This is a genomic window from Sorangium sp. So ce362 (assembly GCF_051519845.1).
Classification (GTDB): domain Bacteria; phylum Myxococcota_A; class Polyangia; order Polyangiales; family Polyangiaceae; genus Sorangium.
This window is the reverse complement of sequence record NZ_CP150332.1, coordinates 5124858-5142426: the sequence shown is the minus strand read 5'-3', so window position 1 is coordinate 5142426 and position 17569 is coordinate 5124858. Positions and strand designations below refer to the sequence as shown.

Here is a 17569-nt window from a genome sequence, read left to right as displayed (position 1 = left end):
GTGCGGGTTTCTTCGTCAGAGCTGCTCGACGAGGTTTTCACATTCGCCCCATCCGATGATCTCGGAGCTGCGGTCGTGGGCGACCGCGTACTCCGGCGCGTAGTTGATGCGCTGGTAGACGTCGTACTGTCGCTGCGTGAGGGCGCCCGTGCGCAGCGCGTGCAGGCGGGCCGCCTCGCACAGCACGCCGGCGTTGCTGGGAGTCCCCTTGATCTCCAGGAGGGTCCTGTCGATCGGCCCGAGACCCCTCTCGACGTTGCTGGCGTAGTCCGAGCACGGGTGCGTCATCTGGGTGCCGTTCTTCACCATGTACGGGTTCTCGAAGCAGTAGATCAGCGCCTTGGTGAGCTCTCGCCGGTTCTCGAAGGCGGCCTGCTGCACCTCCGCGACCTTCGCGTGCTGCTCCGGTGAGAGCAGCTCGCCGTAGCCGAGCAGGCTCGATGCGCGCGCATGATCCTTGCGCGCTCGGCGCAGGAGATCCTCGATGCGCTCGCGGGTCGCCAGCGTCAGGTCCGCGACCTGCGGCGTGTTCTCCGGTACGAGATCGTCCAGCCCGGAATCGGCGTAGCTCGACGTCTGGTAGGAGATGATCTTCAGGCTTCCTGGCATCTGCGCGATCTGCTGTGGCAGCTGCGTCCCGTAGCTGATGAGGTGGCGGAAGCCCTCGACGCACTGCGCGAGGTTGCTCGCGTCGCAGCTCGCGACCTCGGGGCGGAGGATCGACGCGAGCTGGCGCGCGTCGCCGCCGTCCTGGAGAGCGCTGAGGGTGACGCGCACGCTCTTCTTCTCCGTCTCGTCCGCGACCGCGAGCGAGCCTTCGACCTGCACCGTGCCGGCCAGGACGTCGACCTTCAGGCTCCCGGCGAACCGCTCCTTGTCCTCCTTGTTCTTGAACTCGATGCTCATGGTCGCCATGAAGGTGAGGCCGACGTTGATCTCGTTCACGAACTCGTTCTTGCAGCGCTCGCGCAGGAGGTGCTGGGCGCTTGTCGAGTAGTGCCGTCCAGGCTCGCTGAGCTCCAGGCTGCCGAGGGTGAGCTTGCGCTTGGTGAGATACTTGAACGACAGGGTGTGCGTCTCACGGTACTCGGTCGCGGAGTTGGTGTTGGCGTACTCCGCCTTGCCCTCGACCTTCACGGTGGGGAACCCGACGCCGAGGCTGATCTCGCCCGCGATCGTCTGCAGCGCCTTGTCGTAGGAGATGTCGCGCGTGTACTCGAGCTGGGCGTGCTGCGAGGTCACGGTCTGCTCCAGACCCTTCACGCACGCGATGTTGCCCCACGACGCGCGGTCCGCGTCGTATGCCTGACCCAGATCGAGCTGGTTCGCGATCGACCCGGGGATCTCGGCCCGGGTGAGCTCGGTCGCTCCGGTGTCGCCAGCATCACAGCCGCCCAGCGAGATGAGAAACGTTACGGGTGCCGCCAGGACGACAGCCTTGCTGACGGAGCGCATCGGTGGTTTCCTTTCGGCGGCGACGTGCTGAAGGGGACCAGCGGCGGCCGGCGTGGACGAGTAAGCAACCCGCATGCCGGCGTTGACGGCGGGTGTGCTCCATCTCGCTCCAGGTGAATGACCTCGCGGTCTCGAGCGCCACGACGCGGCGTCGCGTGCGGACACGCGGAGGTTGCGCGCAACGCGCCGGCCGCGGGCCGCGCGGACGCGCGCCCTCGGCCAGCGTGACCAAGCTCGGCGCCGTCACGCGAACGTCTACGCGATGGACAGATACCCGTCAGCGCGAAGGTGCCGCATCGACGTTTCGTTCTACGAGGGCGGCGTACAAAATGCCCGGATATGTACGTCCGACGGTTTATCGGCCGGTGAGCTAGGACTCGTGGGTCCGCGCCATATTGCCCTCCCGTTCGCATGAGCCCAGAGGAGATAATGTGGTCGGTGGCGATCCTCTCCGTTCGGAAATTTCAGCCATTCCCTCACGGCCTCCGCCACGGCGCTCTCGAGGTCGCCGAAATGCGCACTGTAGTCGGTGCTTCCGACCGAAATATACGAGTAAACCTGAGCCACCATGACCGGATAATGTCTTGCAGCCCAGAGCACGCGACCTTGTGCGGCATGGGCGTAGAGTGGATCCTGCGAACAAGATGTGTCGATCTCACCATGGAACAAGACTCCATCCCACCCCTGCGAGCTCTGCGCGAAGCTTGCACCAGGCATGAGCGCCAGGACCGGGGCGAGGAGCTGGGCTTGCCGTTTGCTGCTGGCTTTCATGCGCGACCCATCTCTTTCTTCCCACTCCATCGCCGCCCGCGGCAAGCGCACGGCTGGGCTGCGAGCTCTGGGACCGCCGCGGTGAGGGTAGCCTTCGGACTTCCCGTGTGACGGCGCCGCCGAGCCGCCCGGCGGTCTCGGAAGGGCCCAGCGCGGAACGCGCCAGGAGCTGACTTGCAACGAAATCGCTTCTCTCTATGTTCCACAACATCGAGGCTACAGCGCCTGCCCGGGTGGGGCCCGCGAAGCGACACATGCCAGGAGCGGGCCCATGAAGAAGGGTGCGGAGCTCGCGCAGCAGATTGCCTCTCCGTGTCCAGCGGGCACGCAATCGCCGTCAAGCTCCGTAGCACTACTGCGGGAAGTTGCCCCGGATCAGCAGAAAACCCGCCATGGCGCCAAGGCCGCCAGGAAGGGAAAGGGAAGGGGGCCGTCCCGGCATTCCCCCTATTCCCCTGATTTCTTGGCGCCCTTGGCGTTTTGGCGGTTCGCTTCCCTGGCTGACTTCCCGCAGTAGAGGTAGGCGTCTCCCCGGCTGCCAGCGTCCAGAGCGGAGCGCTCGAGACTGTGGGCCTCGCCGTCGTTCGCTCATCCGCAGCGTGTCTCGCCGACATCCCCGGCAGCGTCGAGACCGCCTTCTCGGCGCCCGACGGCTGGGACGGCGCCTGCACCGCCGCGAACGCGATCCCCGCGGGCCAGGACTGCGGCGGGCAGCCGTGCGTGGCGTCGCTCTCGGTCGAGGCGCCGACCGTGCTGGTGACCGCCGCCTGCACGCCCCGGGTGGACGAGCCGCCGCCGCCGGCTCGCCTCGATCCGTGGCAGACCCGGGCGCTCGCCTGCCTGCCCGGCGCTTACACGGAGTGCCCGGACGACCGGAGCACCTGCATGCCGTCGCCCGGGGAGCCCGGGGTCCCGCCGCCCGGCGGCTTCCGGACGTGCATCTTCCACGAGGGCGACGTCACGTGCGAGAGCCCTTGTCTCGACAGGCACGTCTTCTTCGGCGGCGCCGACGACACCCGCAGCTGCTCCGAGTGCGGCTGCGGGGCGCCGGAGGGCGCGTCGTGCACGATCATGGCCTCGGTCTTCAGCGACGGCGCGTGCACGGAGACGCTCGTGTCAGCCGTCGTGAGCTCGACGACGCCGTTCTGCGGGGTCACGCCGCCCGGCGTCGCCCTCGGCAGCAAGTCGGCGGAGGTCGTCGCCGTGGATCCGGGCGCCTGCGCCCCGAGCGGTGGTGAGCCGGTCGGCGAGATGCTGCCGGCCGAGCCGTCGACGTTCTGCTGCCTGGCGTAGCACGCGGCGGAGCTGCGCCGGTGGGACGTCGCGGCCGCGCTCCCGGTGATAGACGGCCGAGCACTCGCGGCCTGTGGCGCGCGAGATCCGTGTGACCGTCGAGGTCGAGGCGCGTGACCGAAGGGGCCACCGGTCTCCTCCTCTGCATCGGCGCGCTTCGCGATGAGCCGACCCAGGACGTGGAACCCGTCGATGTTCAGCTTCGGTTTCATGGCGCCTTGGCGGTTTCATGGCGTCTTGGCGGTTCCTTGGCATCCCAAATTCCCGCGGTCGAGCTAAAGCCCTGATCTATGCACGATATCAGCCGATAGCTTTCGATGTCCGGCATCTCTTGAATCAGCGGTTCTATCAAGTCATTGGCTGACTCCGGATCGGTCGAACAATGCCACTCCGATACCTCCTGCAAGCAATCGCACGTCGAAACTTGCGCTTCGTAGGTGCAGACCCAGAACGTTTTCCCGGAGCTGCAGATTGTTATTGCCGGGTCACCGCAGCCGGCGATTCCTGTTGCAAGAAGAGTCGACATCACAAATTTTCGGATCGATGCAGGTTGTATCATGGCGCGCCTGACCTTGGACGATTGTAGCGGACGCTGACAATACGCGGGACATCGATCGATGCCAACCACACACCACACGAAGGGGACACCCCGGGCGTAAGGAGGCGCGAAGACCCGCGATGGCACCTCCCGCGGGCCCGGGCTACGGCGGTCAGCCATGCGTGCAGTCGCTCTCGAGCCATGCGCCGGCCGCGCAGGCGACCGGCGCGCGCACGCCGAAGGGGGACGAGCCGGTCACCAGCCCGGCTTGCTCGGGAGTGCAGCCCGGCGCGGTGGACGGTCGGCGAGCGGCCGCATGCGGTCTGCCGAGACCCACCGACGGCCGCTCGCCTGCTCGACCCGAGCTCGCCCCCCTGCGCACCGTCGCGGCACGCAGTTTGCGACGCATGCGGCGCGGGGGCGCGGCCGTCTCATCGCGGGATCGCTCGGCCCTGGAGCAAGGCGATGGACGGCGCAGCCAGGGACATCTTCGTCATCAGCGACCTGCACATCGGTGACGGCGGCGCGCGCGACAACTTCGACGCGGGCAAGAAGACGCCGCAGCTGCGCGCATTCCTCGACCACGTGGGCGGCGAGGGAGGCGAGCTCTTCGTCCTCGGCGACTTCTTCGAGCTCTGGCAGATGAACCTCAGCCTCCTGCTCGTGAAGCGGCGGGCGCTCCTCGATCAGCTCGCCACGCTGAGGCTCGTCTACGTGCCCGGCAACCACGACATCGACCTCGCGCACTTCATCGACACGGACTTCCTCCATCACCCCTTCTTCGCGTGCATGCGCGCGCCCTTCGTCCGGGAGCTCGGGGGCAGACGGTTCCGCTTCTGCCACGGGCACGAGACCGATCCGTTCAACGCAGGGGACGACCCGGGCTTCGGCCGCATGCTCTCCATCTTCGCCGGCGTCTTCGAGGACCAGAACGGCTCTCCCCTCCTCACGAGCGGCGAGAGCGTCGAGGATGTCCTCGAGCAGTTCGGCGACTCGATGTTGACGATCTGGAAGCGCTCCCTGGCGACGGTTCACCGTAGCCAGGGCGCAACGAAGGAGGTGCGCCCCACCTCGGAGCTGACGCCGGCGCAGAACCCGGACCGGCTCGGCGAGCACGTGGTCGGGGTCCGAGCAGAGCTCGACAAGGGCGAATACGACGTGACGGTGCTCGGGCACACCCACAAGCCAGGTCGCATCGGCGACTGGTACTTCAACAGCGGCTCATGGACAGGCCCCCGCAACTCGTTCCTTCGCATCTCTCCGGACGGACACGTGCGCTATCTCGAGTGGAAGGACGGTCACGCCATCGAGCGCGAGATGCCCGTCGTGCTCCCGGAGGCAGGGCCCGGCCGCGCGCCCGCGGCGCCGAAGAACCCGGTGACCGCGGCCATGTCCGCGGCGAGGACGCTCTTCCCGAAGCCGACCCGGCCGGAGCGCTCCCGGTGGGTCCTCATCGCTCAAGGCGTCCTCGCGATCTCCGTGGGCGCCGGCGTCCTGACGATCTCGGTCGGTCAGGGCTCGTCCGCGGGGTGGCGCGTGCTCGTCTCGGCCTTCGCCGTGTACGCGCTCGTCGATGGCGCCCTGTCGCTCTTCGGCGCGTCGCGCGAGCCGACCGTCCGCCGTCTCCTCTCCCTCGTGCGCGGCGTGGCGAGCCTCCTGCTCGGCCTCGTCGTGCTCCGTCGCGGCTATATGGTCGAGGTCTTCGTGATCCTCGTCGGCATCTGGGCGTTCATCTCGGGCGCGTTGCGTGTCGCGGCGTCGGTCGTGCTCAAGGGAATGGTGGAGTCGAGGTGGCTCTTCGCCGTGGGCGCCGGCTCGATGCTCGCCAGCCTCGTCCTGCTCTCGCTGCCCGCGTCGGCGGTGCTGCTCAAGTTCGCCCTGGCCGGCTACCTTTGTTACTACGGCGGGGGGGAGTTCCTGGCCGGCATCTTCGGGCAACGGGCGTCGAGGACGGCGAGCTTCCGTCCCGCCGCATGAGGCCGCTCGCGCGTCGCGGCGCAGGACCGCCGTCCGGGGCGCTGGCCCACCGGTACGATGAGCACGGGGACGCGCTCCGCGGAAAGCACCCGGGAAGGCTCGAGCCTCATGGTAGGTCGGGCTTGTTGGTCAAGGCGCCGGGGTCCCCTCCCGAGGACCTTCGAACGCGTCCCAACCCTCCTCCGGTTCCATTCCGAACTCGTCAAGGAACGTGCGCGCTTCCTGTACAATATCAGCGGGGATGTCAACGGTGGGCGTCCACGTGCTGAAGCGAACGCGCAACCTCTGCGCGGGAGCCGTCGTGATCCGCCTGGTGCTGCCGTCGTATTTTCTCTCCCACTCCGCAGCTACGGGGAGGTAGGCGTCCAGGTGCCGCAGGATGTGTTCGCGGCTCGGCAAGCTGACGCCACTCGCCGCGAGCCGCGGCGAGGCGAAGAAAACCATCATGTCCAGCAGGCGCATGAAGGACGTCATGAAGTCCTTGAATTGCGCCTGTTGCTCGGCTTCCTTGTCGTGGGCGCTCATTTCAGCATCTGCCATTCGTCGTCAACATAACTGAAGGAGACCGGGACGCCCCGGAAGCTGCTGATTATCGTGCCTGCAGAGCCAACGACCTCCGCGCCGACCATGCAGACATACGAGCACCATCCCTTGATCGCAAGGTTCGAGAGCGACCCGAACCATTCTGGGCATGGTTTGCACCGTCCATCGCCGCAGTCGTTCGGTTCGCAAACAGTCCACCGCTGCTTGGATTTGGACCAGACCTTGTGACTGTAAGGGCAACCAAACTCGTCGGCGCACTCGTATTTCACGATGTAGCCCATCGGAAGCGCGGGGAGAAAAGCGGGATCCATGGTTGCTACCCAAGCGTCCGATTGCTCCATCGCCCATGGAAGATAGCTCTCGACCAGCATGCTTAGCGTCGTTTCGTCGAGTGACTCCGGCGCTCTTCCTTCGGCTTCAATAGAGCCGTCGATCAGGTACAGGGCATAGCTCATTTGGGCTGTGACGACGGCTACCTGGAGCGGATCTGTATTCGCTATTGCATCGGTAAGCACGTCTTCCTCGGACGCGGATTCAGTGGGGTCTTCGGCGGTTGTTCCCGCTTCGCCTGGGCTGCTGGAATCCGTTGAGTCGCCGGAGTTCTTGGATTCTGCTGAGCTGGTGCCAAACCGGAACGTGCAACTTGGCGTCAGTACCACACCGAGCGCCACGGAACAGGCAAGGGCGCCGATTTTTCTCAAGACCTGCTGCGCCATGCGAGAATGGTTCCTTTCAGGCTTACGGACATCCGACTGGTTCGCTTCGAATCGATTTGTCGAATCAAACCGCTCCGCGTGATACCCATCTACGAAGGCGCTCATTCCGCTTGGCGTGTCCATGATCGTCGAAACAGGAACGATGCCGCGGCGCGATCGTATGGCGATACTATCATGTACCGAGGCCATCTGGGGAGCTGGCCGTCGAGCCCACCACGCCCGCGTTCTCGGTATTCCTGGACGTAGGCGTCGACGACCTGCCGCCCGGAGTGAAAGACGCAACGATGCCGCGCAACCCTGCACCGTCGCGCTGTGATCCTCGCGTGAGACCGCTCGCACGCCGTGGGATCTGTCCGCCCAGGACCGCTGCCTGCGCGCACAAACACGCCCAGGCCGCGCGCCGTTGATCTACGCTCCCGCCCGCCCCCGCAGTCCGGCGGCCGAGCGCGCAGGAAGCTGCTCTCCAGCCGCCATGCGCGGCCGGGCGCCGGCCGCTCTCGCGCAGCCCCCCCGTCGCGGGGCCCATCGTCCGTGCCGCGCAGAGCCGAGGGCCCAGCGGAACTCGAGCCATGAAGATCCCCCTCCCGATGCCCCCATCCCGCGCCTCGCTCGCCGCCCTCGCCGCCCTCGCCGCCCGCGCCGCGGGCGCCGCGTGCGTGCAGCCGCACGCCCCTCCGCCGGCAGAGCCGCCCCAGGCAGCCCCGGCGCCCACCGCCGCCCAGGCCGCGCCCCCGGCGCCGCGCTTCGACGAGATCCCCCGGCTCGACTTCAACCGCATCGCCGTGGAGCTCGATCTGCCGCTCTTCTGGATCGCCGACCGGAACAGCTCGGGCGCGGTCGAGCCGGACGAGGTCTCCGGGCTCTGGCACCACACAGCGGCCCCTGCCTGGGTCGCCTCCGGGGCGTTCACCCCGGAGTTCACCTCGGCCTACGCGGCCATGACAAGGATCAAGGCCGAAGGCCACCCGCGCGCCGGGCTCGACGAGGCCGAGAAGCGCCGCCGCGACGCCGTCCTCGCGGAGCTCGCGGCCGGCCGCCCTTCGCTCCTCCGGTCCGACTTCCGCGGCGCGTCCGCCGAGGACCGGGCCATCGTCGGCCACCTGCTCAAGGTGGCCGAGCTCATCGAGCAGATCCACGCGAAGCAGCTCGGCTCCGCCGGCATGGCCGACAGGATCCCGCCCGACGATCCGGCGAGCCGGGCGCTCTTCTGGCGCAACCAGGGGCCCTGGTGCGAGCAGCCGAGGAGCCGCAACGAGCCGAGCTGCAGCGCGCTGCCCGGCGAGCCGCCCCGCGTGACAGGCGTCTACCCGGCGCGCCTCCAGCAGGACAAGACGTTCTGCGCCGCGCTCGAGGCGCGGCGGGACCAGCAGGCGCTCCTTTCCCCCTTCACCGTGGTCGTCGAGCAGGGCGGCGCGCTCAAGGCCGTGCCGTACAGCGAGGCCTACAAGCCCGAGATGGAGGCGGTGAGCCGGGAGCTCAAGGCCGCGGCGGAGGCGATCCAGAGCCCCGGCGAGGCCGCGTTCAAGGCGTACCTGCTCGCGGCGTCGCAGGCGTTCCTCGACAACGGCTGGGAGCTCGCCGACGAGCCCTGGGCGAGGATGAACGCCGAGAACTCGGCGTGGTACCTGCGCGTGGGGCCGGACGAGACGTACTGGGAGCCGTGCAACCGCAAGGCGGGCTTCCACGTGAGCTTCGCGCGCATCAACCAGGAGTCGCTGACCTGGCAGAAGAAGCTCGACCCGGTGAAGGCCGACATGGAGGCGGCCTTCGCGAAGCTCGCAGGCGCGCCGTACAAGGCGCGCAAGGTCGCGTTCCACCTGCCCGACTTCATCGACGTCCTGGTGAACGCCGGCGACTCGCGCGCCGCGACCGGCGGGACCGCGGGGCAGAGCCTGCCGAACTGGGGACGCGTCGCCACCGAGGGCCGCGGCCGCACCGTGGCGATGGTGAACCTCCTGCACGACGACGACAGCCGCGCCGCGCTGCGGGAGGCGACCGCGTCGCTGTTCTGCAAGACCACGATGGAGAGCGTCTCGCTCGAGCGCCCCGTCGCGACGCTCGGCACGGTGCTGCACGAGGCGGCCCACAACCTGGGCCCGGCGCAGGGCTACAAGGTGAAGGGCAAGACCGACAGCGAGATCTACGGCGGGCCGCTCGCGTCGATGCTCGAGGAGCTCAAGGCCCAGACAGGCGCGCTCTTCTTCACCGGCTGGCTCGTGCAGCAGGGCGTCCTCGACCCGGCGCTCGCCCGCATGTCCGAGGCGAGGGACGTGATCTGGGCGCTCGGGCAGGTGGGGCAGGGCATGCACACGGCGGGCGGCGAGCCGCGGCCCTACGGCCAGCTCGCCGCGATCCAGCTCGGCAGCCTGCTCGACGCGGGCGCGCTCGGCTTCCACCGCGGCGAGGTGGCGGCGAACGGCACGGACAAGGGGTGCTTCTCGATCCAGGCCGACAAGCTGCCCGCCGCGGCCGAGGCGCTCGCGAGGACGGTGCTCGGCATCAAGGCGCGCGGCGACAAGGCCGGCGCGCTGCGCCTCCGCGACACCTACGTCGAGCAGGAAGGGGCCTGGAAGGGGCTCCGCGGGGTGATCGAGGAGCGCATGCAGCGCATGCCGCTCGGCAGCGTCGTCTACGCGATCGAGATGTAGCAGGTCGTCCCGTCCTCCGCGCTGACGTCCATGCCGGGCGGAGCGCTGCCGGCATCGCCCTGCCCTTGACGATCGAGCGAAAGTCTACGGATACTCGCGCGACATGAGGAGCCCGTGACGCCCTACTACCGCCGCGACCAGGCCGACGGCATCACGCCGCCGAACCTCGCCGACGAGTCGACCTACGCGGAGCACATCGTCCATGCTCGCGGCAAGCGCACGCGGTTCACCTCCCTGAGCATCGACCCGGCCACCATCGTCGACTTCGGGCCTCAGCTCTGGCAGTTGATTCAACCCAAGATCTACGACGACGGTCACGGCGTCGTCTCCCACGACGCCCTGGTCGGCACCCTGCGCGAGGAGCTCAGGTCCGCGCCCGATCCAGCTGCCCGCGAGCTCGCGGCCCGGGCGCTCCCGCGCGCGGTCAAGCGCCGGGAGGCGCTCGTGCACTGGCGCTTCGATGTCTCCCGGATCGCTCGCAAAGAGCTCTCGGAGTGGGCGCGTCCTCACGCGCGGCACTACTTTGTGAAGGCATGAGCTCCGATCTGTTCTCGTGCCGTAACTGCATCCACAACCCGGCTCAGGGGCTCACGCTGGGGCCGGGCGCCGGCTTCTGCCTCACGTGGGGCTCGATCATCGATCGGCCGGAACAGACGACGTGCAAATACCTGCATCGCAAGGATTTGCCGATGTTCCTCGCTCGCCGTGGCGTCCAGGAACACGAGGAGGAGTTCTCTCAGGTAGCGTACATGGCTGACCTCGAGACCCATGAGCCCCTCGTTCCGCGCGCATACGACAGCGACGCCATGCTCGAGGCGGAGCGGCTGGATACCGCGACCCGGGCTGTCGCCGCTTACCACGCGCTGGACAGCGCGCCGGACACCACCGCGCAGCGCCGCGACTGGACGCTCGCCACGTTCGCGGGGGCTGCGGACGGCCGCAAGGCCATGACGCACGCGAGCCTGGTGCGCCGCATGCTCACCAGCGGAGGCCTGACGCGCATCTGGACGCGCCGCGTGCTGGATCTGCTGGACGAGATCGACTCGGACGTCCTGTTTCGAGCCATCGACCTCCTCGAAGCCGGCGGAGCGGCGGCCGCGAGGTGGGAGGTAGCGCATGCGCGCCTCTCGTGCGTCCAGGAGTTCGGCTGGCACGCGGCGCGGGAGCAGCTGATGTATCCGATGACGGAGCTCGGCGCCCACGTCGCCGAGGAAGACTGGAACGGATTCCTCCTCGCGCTCGGGCGGCTCAAGGAGCGCTTCCGGGAGCTCGTCATCGCCATCGACACGGAGCTGCTGGTCCTGGGACGCGAGGCGCGCCCCGGAGCGCCGCGGGTCGGCGCGCCGCCGCCCGCCCGACACTTCGCCTTCGAGGACAAGGACGTCGCCGTCGGCGAGAGCAATACGTTCCGAAGGGCGAACTGATGTACCTCACGGCACAGCGCGTGGTCTCCGCGGCCCCGCCTCGCGAAGGGATCAACGCCTTCCTCAGCGTGCACGGAGAGGAGGGGGCCGCCGCCATCGATTGGGACAGCCCGCGCGTCGAGCTGGTGGCCGAGGAGCTCCCGGGCATGCTGATCCTCCGCGATTGCGATCTGCGACCCGGCGGTAATCGCGTGAGGAGCTTCCTCGACGTGGTCGTTCGCGACCAGGTCGACCGCGGGCACGTCCAGGTTGCCCTCGACCAGTTCGGTCGCCGGCTGGCGAACGCCTTCTTGCCGTTCGTCGATGTCATCGACGGCGTCGGCATCCGGTTCAGCGCGGAGCCGAGCCTCGATCCAGAACGCCTCGACGAGTATCGACTGCTCCTCACTCGGGTTCTCCGCCTGCTGGACATCCGGCAAGAGACGCCGGCTGGTCTGAGCCCCCGGCCCGGACCGTAGCCCGGTGGCGAAGGCCGCCGGCAGGAACCCACGGCTCGCCTGGAGGGCCCCATGACCCCAGCGCAACCGCACCAGACGACCCCGCCCGCGCGCAGATCGAAGAGCGCGCGCGGGCGGCTCCGCGCCCTGGGCCTGCTCGCGCTCGTCGGCCTCCCCGCGCTCGGCCTCGGCGAGCTCGCGATGCACGTCCACTTCAGCGAGAGGGCTCCGGCGTTCGACGCGTGGCGCGAGGTGAAGGCGCCCCTCGCGGCGATGAAGCAGCCCGGGGACCTCGTGGTCGTGGCGCCCGCGTGGGCGGATCCGGCGGCGCGCCGCGCGCTCGGGGACGAGCTGATGCCGCTGCGCGACGCGGCCCGGCCCGACGAGAGCCGCTACGCGGCCGCCGTCGAGATCAGCGTCCTCGGGCAGCGCGCCGAGGAGCTCGCGGGCTTCCGCGAGGAGGCGCGGCAGGAGCACGGCCGCTTCGTGCTCCGGCGCCTCGTGAACCCGGCGCCCGCGCGCGTCGTCTACGACTTCGTCGATCACATCGCGCCGGCGTCGGCCGACGTGCGCGTGACGGATCCGCCGGCCGCGTGCCGCTGGAATCCGCGCGCGCGGGTGGCCGCCGGGGGCCTCGGCGGCCACCCGACGTTCCCCGCCGAGCGCTTCGAGTGCCCCGGCGGCCCGTTCTTCAACGTGGGGGTCACGGTGATCGCGGACGAGGAGTTCCGCCCTCGCCGGTGCATCTGGTCGCACCCGCCGAGGGACGGCGAGATCGTGACGCGCTTCCGCGACGTCCCGCTCGGCTCGGTGATCCGGGGGCACGCGGGCATGTACTGGATCATCGAGCGCGAGCGGCGCGGCGCGCCGGTCACGCTGTCGGTGCGCGTGAACGGCGAGACCGTGGGCGAGGCGACGCACGCCGACGGCGACGGGTGGGCGGCGTTCGAGTTCCCGCTCGGCGCCCACGCGGGCGCGGCCAGCGCCGAGGTGGAGCTCGCCGTGCGGTCCGCGGACTACACGCACCGCCACTACTGCTTCGAGGCAGATACCCGATGAAGCGAACGGCGCCCCTCGCGCCCGCCGACGGCCTGATCGCGCTCGCGTTCGCGGCGGCGTACGTCGCCCTCCTGCTCGCGACCGCGGGCGATCTCGGCTACGCGCGCGACGAGGGGTTCTACTTCCACGCCGCGAGCCGCTACGGCGCGTGGTTCCAGGCGCTGATCGAGGCGCCGCGCGCCGCGCTCGATCCGGCGATCGTCGACGCGGCGTGGTCGGTGAACCACGAGCACCCCGGCCTCATCAAGTCGCTCTTCGCGCTGTCGAACCTGCTCCTGCAGAAGCGGCTCGGGCTCTTCGACATGGAGGGGACGAGCTACCGCTTCCCCGCGATGGTCCTCTCGGGCGCAGGCGTCGCGCTCGTGTACCTCTGGGGCACGCAGGCGCGCGATCGGCTCGCCGGCGCGTCCGCGGCCGTGCTCTTCGCGATGCTGCCGCGGTACTTTTACCACGCGCACCTCGCGTGCTTCGACGCGCCGATCGTGACCGTCTGGGCCCTGTGCGCGTATGCGTACTGGCGCTCGCTGCGGGAAGGCGGCGCGCTGTGGCCCGTGCTCACCGGCATCACCTTCGGCCTCGCGCTCGACACGAAGCACAACTCGTGGTTTTTGCCGATCGTCTGCGTCACGCACGCCGTCGCCCTGGAGCTCAGGGAGCGGATCGTCGCGCACCCGTCGAGGGCGGAGGCCGCGCTGGAGGCGGAGGCCGCGCCGGCGAACGCCCCCGCCGCGGCGCCGGAGCCACCGCGAGGGGCCCGGCGATCGGTCGCCGCGCTCGCCGCGATGGCGACGATCGGCCCCCTCGTCTTCTACGCGCTCTGGCCGTGGATCTGGCGCGAACCGCTCCCGCGCCTGCGCGAGTACGCGTCGTTCCACCTGAACCACGATTACTACAACATGGAGTTCCTCGGCCGGAACTACTGGACGCCGCCGATGCCGAGGGCCTACGCGCCCGTGATGACGGCGGCGACGGTGCCCGTCGTGACGCTCTGCCTCTTCGTCGCGGGGCTGTGCGCGGCCGCGCGCGAGCGCCTGCTCTACCCGCTCGCGCGCGCGGCGGCGCGGCTCGCCCCGGCCAGCGGGAGGCCCGCGCTCGCCGCGGCGCGCGCGCTCGCCGCGCGGCTCCGGCCGCCGTCGCACGACCCCGGCGGCACGGCGCTCCTCTGGTTCCTCGCCATCGCCGCCGTCTACGGCGCGTGGCTCTCCCCGAGCACGCCGATCTTCGGCGGCACGAAGCACTGGATGACGGCCTACCCGTTCATCGCCCTGTTCGCCGGGGCCGCGTTCTCCGCCGCGGTGAGGCGCGCGCGCGTCGGGCTCCGCGCGCTGCTCCTCGCCCGGCGCGGCGCCGGCGCGCCGTCCGGCGTCGCCGCGCGCGGGGCGCAGGGGGCCGCGCTCGCGCGTGCGGCGCGCGGGCCCCTCGTCCCGGCGCTGCTCGGGGCGGCGGTGATCGCGGCGCCCATCGCCGAGACGCTGCACGCGCATCCGTGGGCGCTCTCGAGCTACACGCCGCTGGTCGGCGGCGCGCCCGGCGGGGCGAGCCTCGGGCTGAACCGCTCCTTCTGGGGCTACACGACGGGCGCGGTCGTGGACTACCTCAACGAGCACGTCCCGCCCCGGGGGACGGTGTACATCCACGACACCGCCGGCCAGGCGTGGGACATGCTGCTGCGCGACGGGCGGCTGCGAAAGGACATCCGCGGGGTGGGGGCGGTCGCGGACGCGGACTTCGCCCTCTACCACCACGAGAAGCACATGCTCGGGCAGGCGTACCAGGCGTGGGTCGCGTTCGGGACCACGAGCCCGGATCACGTCGCCGGGCTCGATGGCGTGCCGGTGATCCTTGTCTACCGGAACCACCGGGCCCGCTGAGCGCGATCAGCGCTTCTTCGCCGCGGCCTTCTTCGCCGGAGCCTTCGCCGGCTTCTTCGTGGAAGCGGGCGCGGCCTTCTTCGCCGGAGCCTTCGCCGCCTTCTTCGCGGCGCTCGCCGCGGTCTTCCCCGTCGCGGCCCTCTCCGCCGAGGCGGGCGCCTTCTTCGTCGCGGCGCCATTCGTCGCGGCGGCAGCCTTCTTGGCCGGCTCCTTCTTCGCGGCCCGGACCGCCGCGGCCTTGGGCTTGCTCGACGCGGGCCGCTCCACCTCGGGCTCGGCCGGCTTGCGAGGCTTCCCGCGCGCGGCGAGCCCCTTCGAGGGCGCCTCGTCCTCGTCCGCCTCGCCCTCGAGATCCTCGTCCTCGAGGGCGTCATCGTCGTCCGCCTCGTCCTCGACGTCCTCGTCGTCGAGGCCTTCGTCCTCGTCGTCGAGGCCCTCGTCCTCGTCGTCGAGGCCCTCGTCGTCGAGATCCTCGTCCTCGAGGTCGTCGTCCTCCGCGCCCGCCGGCTGCGGCGGAGGCTCGCGGCGCCGCGAGGCGGGGGCATCGCCGCGCAGCGGAGCGATGGCCGAGGGGCCCGTCGCGCCGAGCTCGTCGAGCGGCTCGCCGAGCAGCGCCCCGATCTCGTGCGTGAGCTCCGTCATGTGGCTGTCGACCTCGAGCGCGTCCTGCTCGGACAGCGGGGTGAGCTTGAGCCTGAGGACGCGGTCGCCCGCGAGCTCCCACGACGCGGCGCAGCCGCCCTCGCGCAGCATCCTCGAGGCGATGGCGTCGATCCGCTGGCGCAGGCCGCCGCGCGCTCCGGGGTCGATCCTGCGCTGCAGCTCGAAGCGGCGCTCCATCATCGGGAGCGTCACCACCCTCGCCTCGACGAGATCGGAGAGCTCGTCGGCCACGGCCTCCTCGATCTCGAGCCGGGCGTCGGGGTCGCTGCTCTCCAGCGAGAACGTCGCCTCGCGGAGCTCGGCATCGTAGGCCGTCAGCTTGCCGCCGGCGCTCTGGGCCGCGCGCGTCAGCGACTCGCGCAAGACCTCCACCGGCGCGCGCTTGCCGACGGTCGAGGCGACGTACCCGAGCGTGTCCAGCCGCACCTGCACCGGACCGTCGTCCTCGATGCCGAGCTCGGGCCGCGGACCGAGCAGCGCGTCGCGCATCACCCGGAAGACGTCGCGCTTGATCACGTTGTCCTCGGTGAAGATGTCCTCGACGTGCTCGGACTCCATCAGCGTGCTCGTGAGGCTCGCGACGAGCTCCTCGACCCGGTCGTCGAGCTCGTCGGTGCCAAACGTGGTCGTGACCTCTCCGTCGACGAGGGCGTACGGATCGAGCCGGGGAGCGATAGCCGCGATGTCCGCGGACATCTTGTCCTCGAGCTCGCGCGCGAGCGCGGTCGCGCCGCCCCTGGCCACCAGGATGTGTCCGTGAGCCTTCAGCGCATCAACGATGCTCGTGGAAAGTCGGCGGGAGAGATTGCGCTCGTTCACGAGGCGCGCAGCTTACACGTTTTGCGCGGCCTGGCGATACGGAGAGCGCGGATCGGCCGTGCTCAGGGGTCGTTCTCGATCACCTTGATCAGCACGCCGCCGATCCGCTCCGGGATGGCCGCGCGCGCTGCCGCAGCCCCTCCCGACCGGACGCTGACGCGGACGATGAAGCCGACCCCGTCCTCTCGCTCTACCCCGACGCCAACACACCACGGCTCGCCGGCGATCTTGGCCTTGAGCTCGTCCTTGGCCCGCCGGGCCGATCCCACGTCGCTCATCTCATTCACCTCTCCATCGGTTGGAGCGCGCCGCGACAGCCGCTCGCGCTCACTCGCTGTATCCGACCGCCAAGACCTGCCACGTCGCGGGCGCGTCGGCGACATCCACGATGCTCGCCGCGAAGTCGCCGCTCGCCGACGGGGCGAGATCGCCGCCCGCCACGGCGATCTGACCGACGCTGACGATCTTCCCGTCGGCGCCGTAAAGCGAGACGATCGCGAGCACGGACCGGGCCGTGAAGGTGGACTCGTTCGTGATCCTGCCCGCCACCTGGTACGGGCTCTGCCCGCGCGTCGGCGTGAACTTCGTGTCCGCGATGCTGAGCTTGGCCAGCTTCCCCCGGAACGACGGGGCCGCGGGGGCGATCTCGGCCTTGAACGCGGCGAGCCCGGGGGGACGCTGCGACGCGAACGCGCACGGGACCTTCTCGCCCGGCGGCAAGAGGCGCACCTGGGTCGCGCAGTCGCCGCTCAGGAGGGCGACGTTGCCGGCGTCGTAGAGCGTCACCTTCGCGCTCGGGGAGCCGATGGCGACCGTCCCGGTGTTGTGGATCTCGCCGACGAAATGCTGGAGCTTGCCGGCGCGCGCGGCGAAGGTCCGGAGATCGCGGATCTCGGCGCGGTGCACGCCTCGCTCCGCGGCCGCGTCGACGGGGCGGTCGGCGGTCGGGGCCGTGGGCAGCGGCTCAGGCAGCCTGGCGATCTCGCGGGCGGTGACGCCCGTGGAGAAATAGATGACCACCGCGCCGGCGAGGATGCAGAGCAGGAAGACAGCTCCGCAGCCGATGCCGAGGATCAGCCCGAGGTTCGACCGCCTCGGCGGAGGCCTGAGCGGCGCGCCGCCGAAGCCCCCCGGAGAGGCGCCGAACGCGTGCGGAGGCGGACCACCGTAGCCGCCGGGAGGAGGGCCGTAGCCGCCCGGAGGACCGTGGCCGCCGGGGGGATCGTGGCCGCCCGGAGGACCGTGGCCGCCGGGAGGAGGGCCGTGGCCGCCCGGTGGGCCTCCTCCCGGCGGATAGCCGCCAGGGGGGTGGTTTGCCGCGCCGAGCGGTGCGCCCTGCTGATCCATGAGGCCCG

Annotated in this window: 15 protein-coding genes; 8 read left to right on the top strand and 7 right to left on the bottom strand. The window is 70.2% G+C overall.

Annotation, left to right across the window (positions count from 1 at the left end):
* Positions 1 to 15 precede the first annotated feature (15 nt).
* A complete protein-coding gene (locus WMF17_RS19965; RefSeq protein WP_437650732.1) occupies positions 16 to 1455 on the bottom strand; it encodes a hypothetical protein in 1440 nt (479 codons plus the stop codon).
* Positions 1456 to 2793: 1338 nt separating this feature from the next.
* On the opposite strand from WMF17_RS19965, the gene WMF17_RS19960 reads away from it, so the two are divergent.
* Positions 2794 to 3519 (top strand): hypothetical protein, encoded by a 726-nt coding sequence (locus WMF17_RS19960; RefSeq protein ID WP_437650731.1) that lies wholly within the window; start codon positions 2794 to 2796, stop codon positions 3517 to 3519.
* Between the two features lie 208 nt (positions 3520 to 3727).
* Here WMF17_RS19960 and WMF17_RS19955 read toward each other — a convergent pair whose 3' ends face one another.
* Positions 3728 to 4045, bottom strand: a complete 318-nt coding sequence (locus tag WMF17_RS19955) for a hypothetical protein (RefSeq protein ID WP_437650730.1) — start codon at positions 4043 to 4045, stop codon at positions 3728 to 3730.
* Positions 4046 to 4522: 477 nt separating this feature from the next.
* Between WMF17_RS19955 and WMF17_RS19950 the strand changes: the two genes are divergently transcribed.
* The gene (locus WMF17_RS19950; protein WP_437650729.1) at positions 4523 to 6034 is read left to right on the top strand and encodes a DUF308 domain-containing protein; all 1512 of its coding nucleotides are present in this window, start codon (positions 4523 to 4525) and stop codon (positions 6032 to 6034) included.
* A 129-nt stretch (positions 6035 to 6163) separates the two neighbouring features.
* On the opposite strand, the gene WMF17_RS19945 is transcribed toward WMF17_RS19950, so the two are convergent.
* Both WMF17_RS19945 and WMF17_RS19940 read right to left on the bottom strand, forming a co-directional pair.
* A complete protein-coding gene (locus tag WMF17_RS19945) occupies positions 6164 to 6574 on the bottom strand; it encodes a hypothetical protein (protein WP_437650728.1) in 411 nt (136 codons plus the stop codon).
* Positions 6556 to 7293 carry a hypothetical protein gene (locus WMF17_RS19940; protein ID WP_437650727.1) on the bottom strand — a complete coding sequence of 246 codons (738 nt, stop codon included), beginning with the start codon at positions 7291 to 7293 and terminating at the stop codon, positions 6556 to 6558. The genes WMF17_RS19945 and WMF17_RS19940 overlap by 19 nt, the downstream gene beginning before the upstream one ends.
* Before the next feature lie 569 nt (positions 7294 to 7862).
* On the opposite strand from WMF17_RS19940, the gene WMF17_RS19935 reads away from it, so the two are divergent.
* The 6 genes from WMF17_RS19935 to WMF17_RS19910 all read left to right on the top strand — a co-directional run bounded on the left by WMF17_RS19935 (position 7863) and on the right by WMF17_RS19910 (position 14732).
* Entirely contained in the window at positions 7863 to 9941 is a 2079-nt protein-coding gene (locus WMF17_RS19935; protein WP_437650726.1) for a hypothetical protein, read from the top strand.
* A gap of 114 nt (positions 9942 to 10055) precedes the next feature.
* The gene (locus WMF17_RS19930; protein ID WP_437603655.1) at positions 10056 to 10478 is read left to right on the top strand and encodes a hypothetical protein; all 423 of its coding nucleotides are present in this window, start codon (positions 10056 to 10058) and stop codon (positions 10476 to 10478) included.
* Positions 10436 to 11365 (top strand): hypothetical protein, encoded by a 930-nt coding sequence (locus WMF17_RS19925; RefSeq protein ID WP_437650725.1) that lies wholly within the window; start codon positions 10436 to 10438, stop codon positions 11363 to 11365. Before WMF17_RS19930 ends, WMF17_RS19925 begins: the two co-directional genes overlap by 43 nt.
* Entirely contained in the window at positions 11365 to 11823 is a 459-nt protein-coding gene (locus WMF17_RS19920) for a hypothetical protein (protein ID WP_437650724.1), read from the top strand. Before WMF17_RS19925 ends, WMF17_RS19920 begins: the two co-directional genes overlap by 1 nt.
* Positions 11824 to 11874: 51 nt before the next feature.
* Positions 11875 to 12861, top strand: a complete 987-nt coding sequence (locus tag WMF17_RS19915) for a hypothetical protein (RefSeq protein WP_437650723.1) — start codon at positions 11875 to 11877, stop codon at positions 12859 to 12861.
* On the top strand, positions 12858 to 14732 hold the full coding sequence (locus tag WMF17_RS19910; RefSeq protein ID WP_437650722.1) for an ArnT family glycosyltransferase: 1875 nt from the start codon (positions 12858 to 12860) through the stop codon (positions 14730 to 14732). The genes WMF17_RS19915 and WMF17_RS19910 overlap by 4 nt, the downstream gene beginning before the upstream one ends.
* Positions 14733 to 14738: 6 nt before the next feature.
* Here the strand turns inward: WMF17_RS19910 and WMF17_RS19905 are convergent, their stop codons facing one another.
* The 3 genes from WMF17_RS19905 to WMF17_RS19895 form a co-directional block, all read right to left on the bottom strand.
* On the bottom strand, positions 14739 to 16214 hold the full coding sequence (locus WMF17_RS19905) for a hypothetical protein (RefSeq protein WP_437603651.1): 1476 nt from the start codon (positions 16212 to 16214) through the stop codon (positions 14739 to 14741).
* Between the two features lie 62 nt (positions 16215 to 16276).
* A complete protein-coding gene (locus tag WMF17_RS19900; RefSeq protein WP_437603650.1) occupies positions 16277 to 16492 on the bottom strand; it encodes a hypothetical protein in 216 nt (71 codons plus the stop codon).
* Positions 16493 to 16541: 49 nt separating this feature from the next.
* Entirely contained in the window at positions 16542 to 17561 is a 1020-nt protein-coding gene (locus tag WMF17_RS19895; protein WP_437650721.1) for a hypothetical protein, read from the bottom strand.
* Positions 17562 to 17569: the final 8 nt, after the last annotated feature.

Excerpts from the sequence above, each read along its gene's own strand:
- WMF17_RS19900 (WP_437603650.1), bottom strand. The coding sequence starts at position 16,492 with ATGAGCGACGTGGGATCGGCCCGGCGGGCCAAGGACGAGCTCAAGGCC.
- WMF17_RS19895 (WP_437650721.1), bottom strand. The coding sequence starts at position 17,561 with ATGGATCAGCAGGGCGCACCGCTCGGCGCGGCAAACCACCCCCCTGGC.
- WMF17_RS19935 (WP_437650726.1), top strand. The coding sequence starts at position 7,863 with ATGAAGATCCCCCTCCCGATGCCCCCATCCCGCGCCTCGCTCGCCGCC.
- WMF17_RS19950 (WP_437650729.1), top strand. The coding sequence starts at position 4,523 with ATGGACGGCGCAGCCAGGGACATCTTCGTCATCAGCGACCTGCACATC.
- WMF17_RS19920 (WP_437650724.1), top strand. The coding sequence starts at position 11,365 with ATGTACCTCACGGCACAGCGCGTGGTCTCCGCGGCCCCGCCTCGCGAA.
- WMF17_RS19915 (WP_437650723.1), top strand. The coding sequence starts at position 11,875 with ATGACCCCAGCGCAACCGCACCAGACGACCCCGCCCGCGCGCAGATCG.
- WMF17_RS19945 (WP_437650728.1), bottom strand. The coding sequence starts at position 6,574 with ATGGCAGATGCTGAAATGAGCGCCCACGACAAGGAAGCCGAGCAACAG.
- WMF17_RS19965 (WP_437650732.1), bottom strand. The coding sequence starts at position 1,455 with ATGCGCTCCGTCAGCAAGGCTGTCGTCCTGGCGGCACCCGTAACGTTT.
- WMF17_RS19955 (WP_437650730.1), bottom strand. The coding sequence starts at position 4,045 with ATGTCGACTCTTCTTGCAACAGGAATCGCCGGCTGCGGTGACCCGGCA.
- WMF17_RS19910 (WP_437650722.1), top strand. The coding sequence starts at position 12,858 with ATGAAGCGAACGGCGCCCCTCGCGCCCGCCGACGGCCTGATCGCGCTC.
- WMF17_RS19940 (WP_437650727.1), bottom strand. The coding sequence starts at position 7,293 with ATGGCGCAGCAGGTCTTGAGAAAAATCGGCGCCCTTGCCTGTTCCGTG.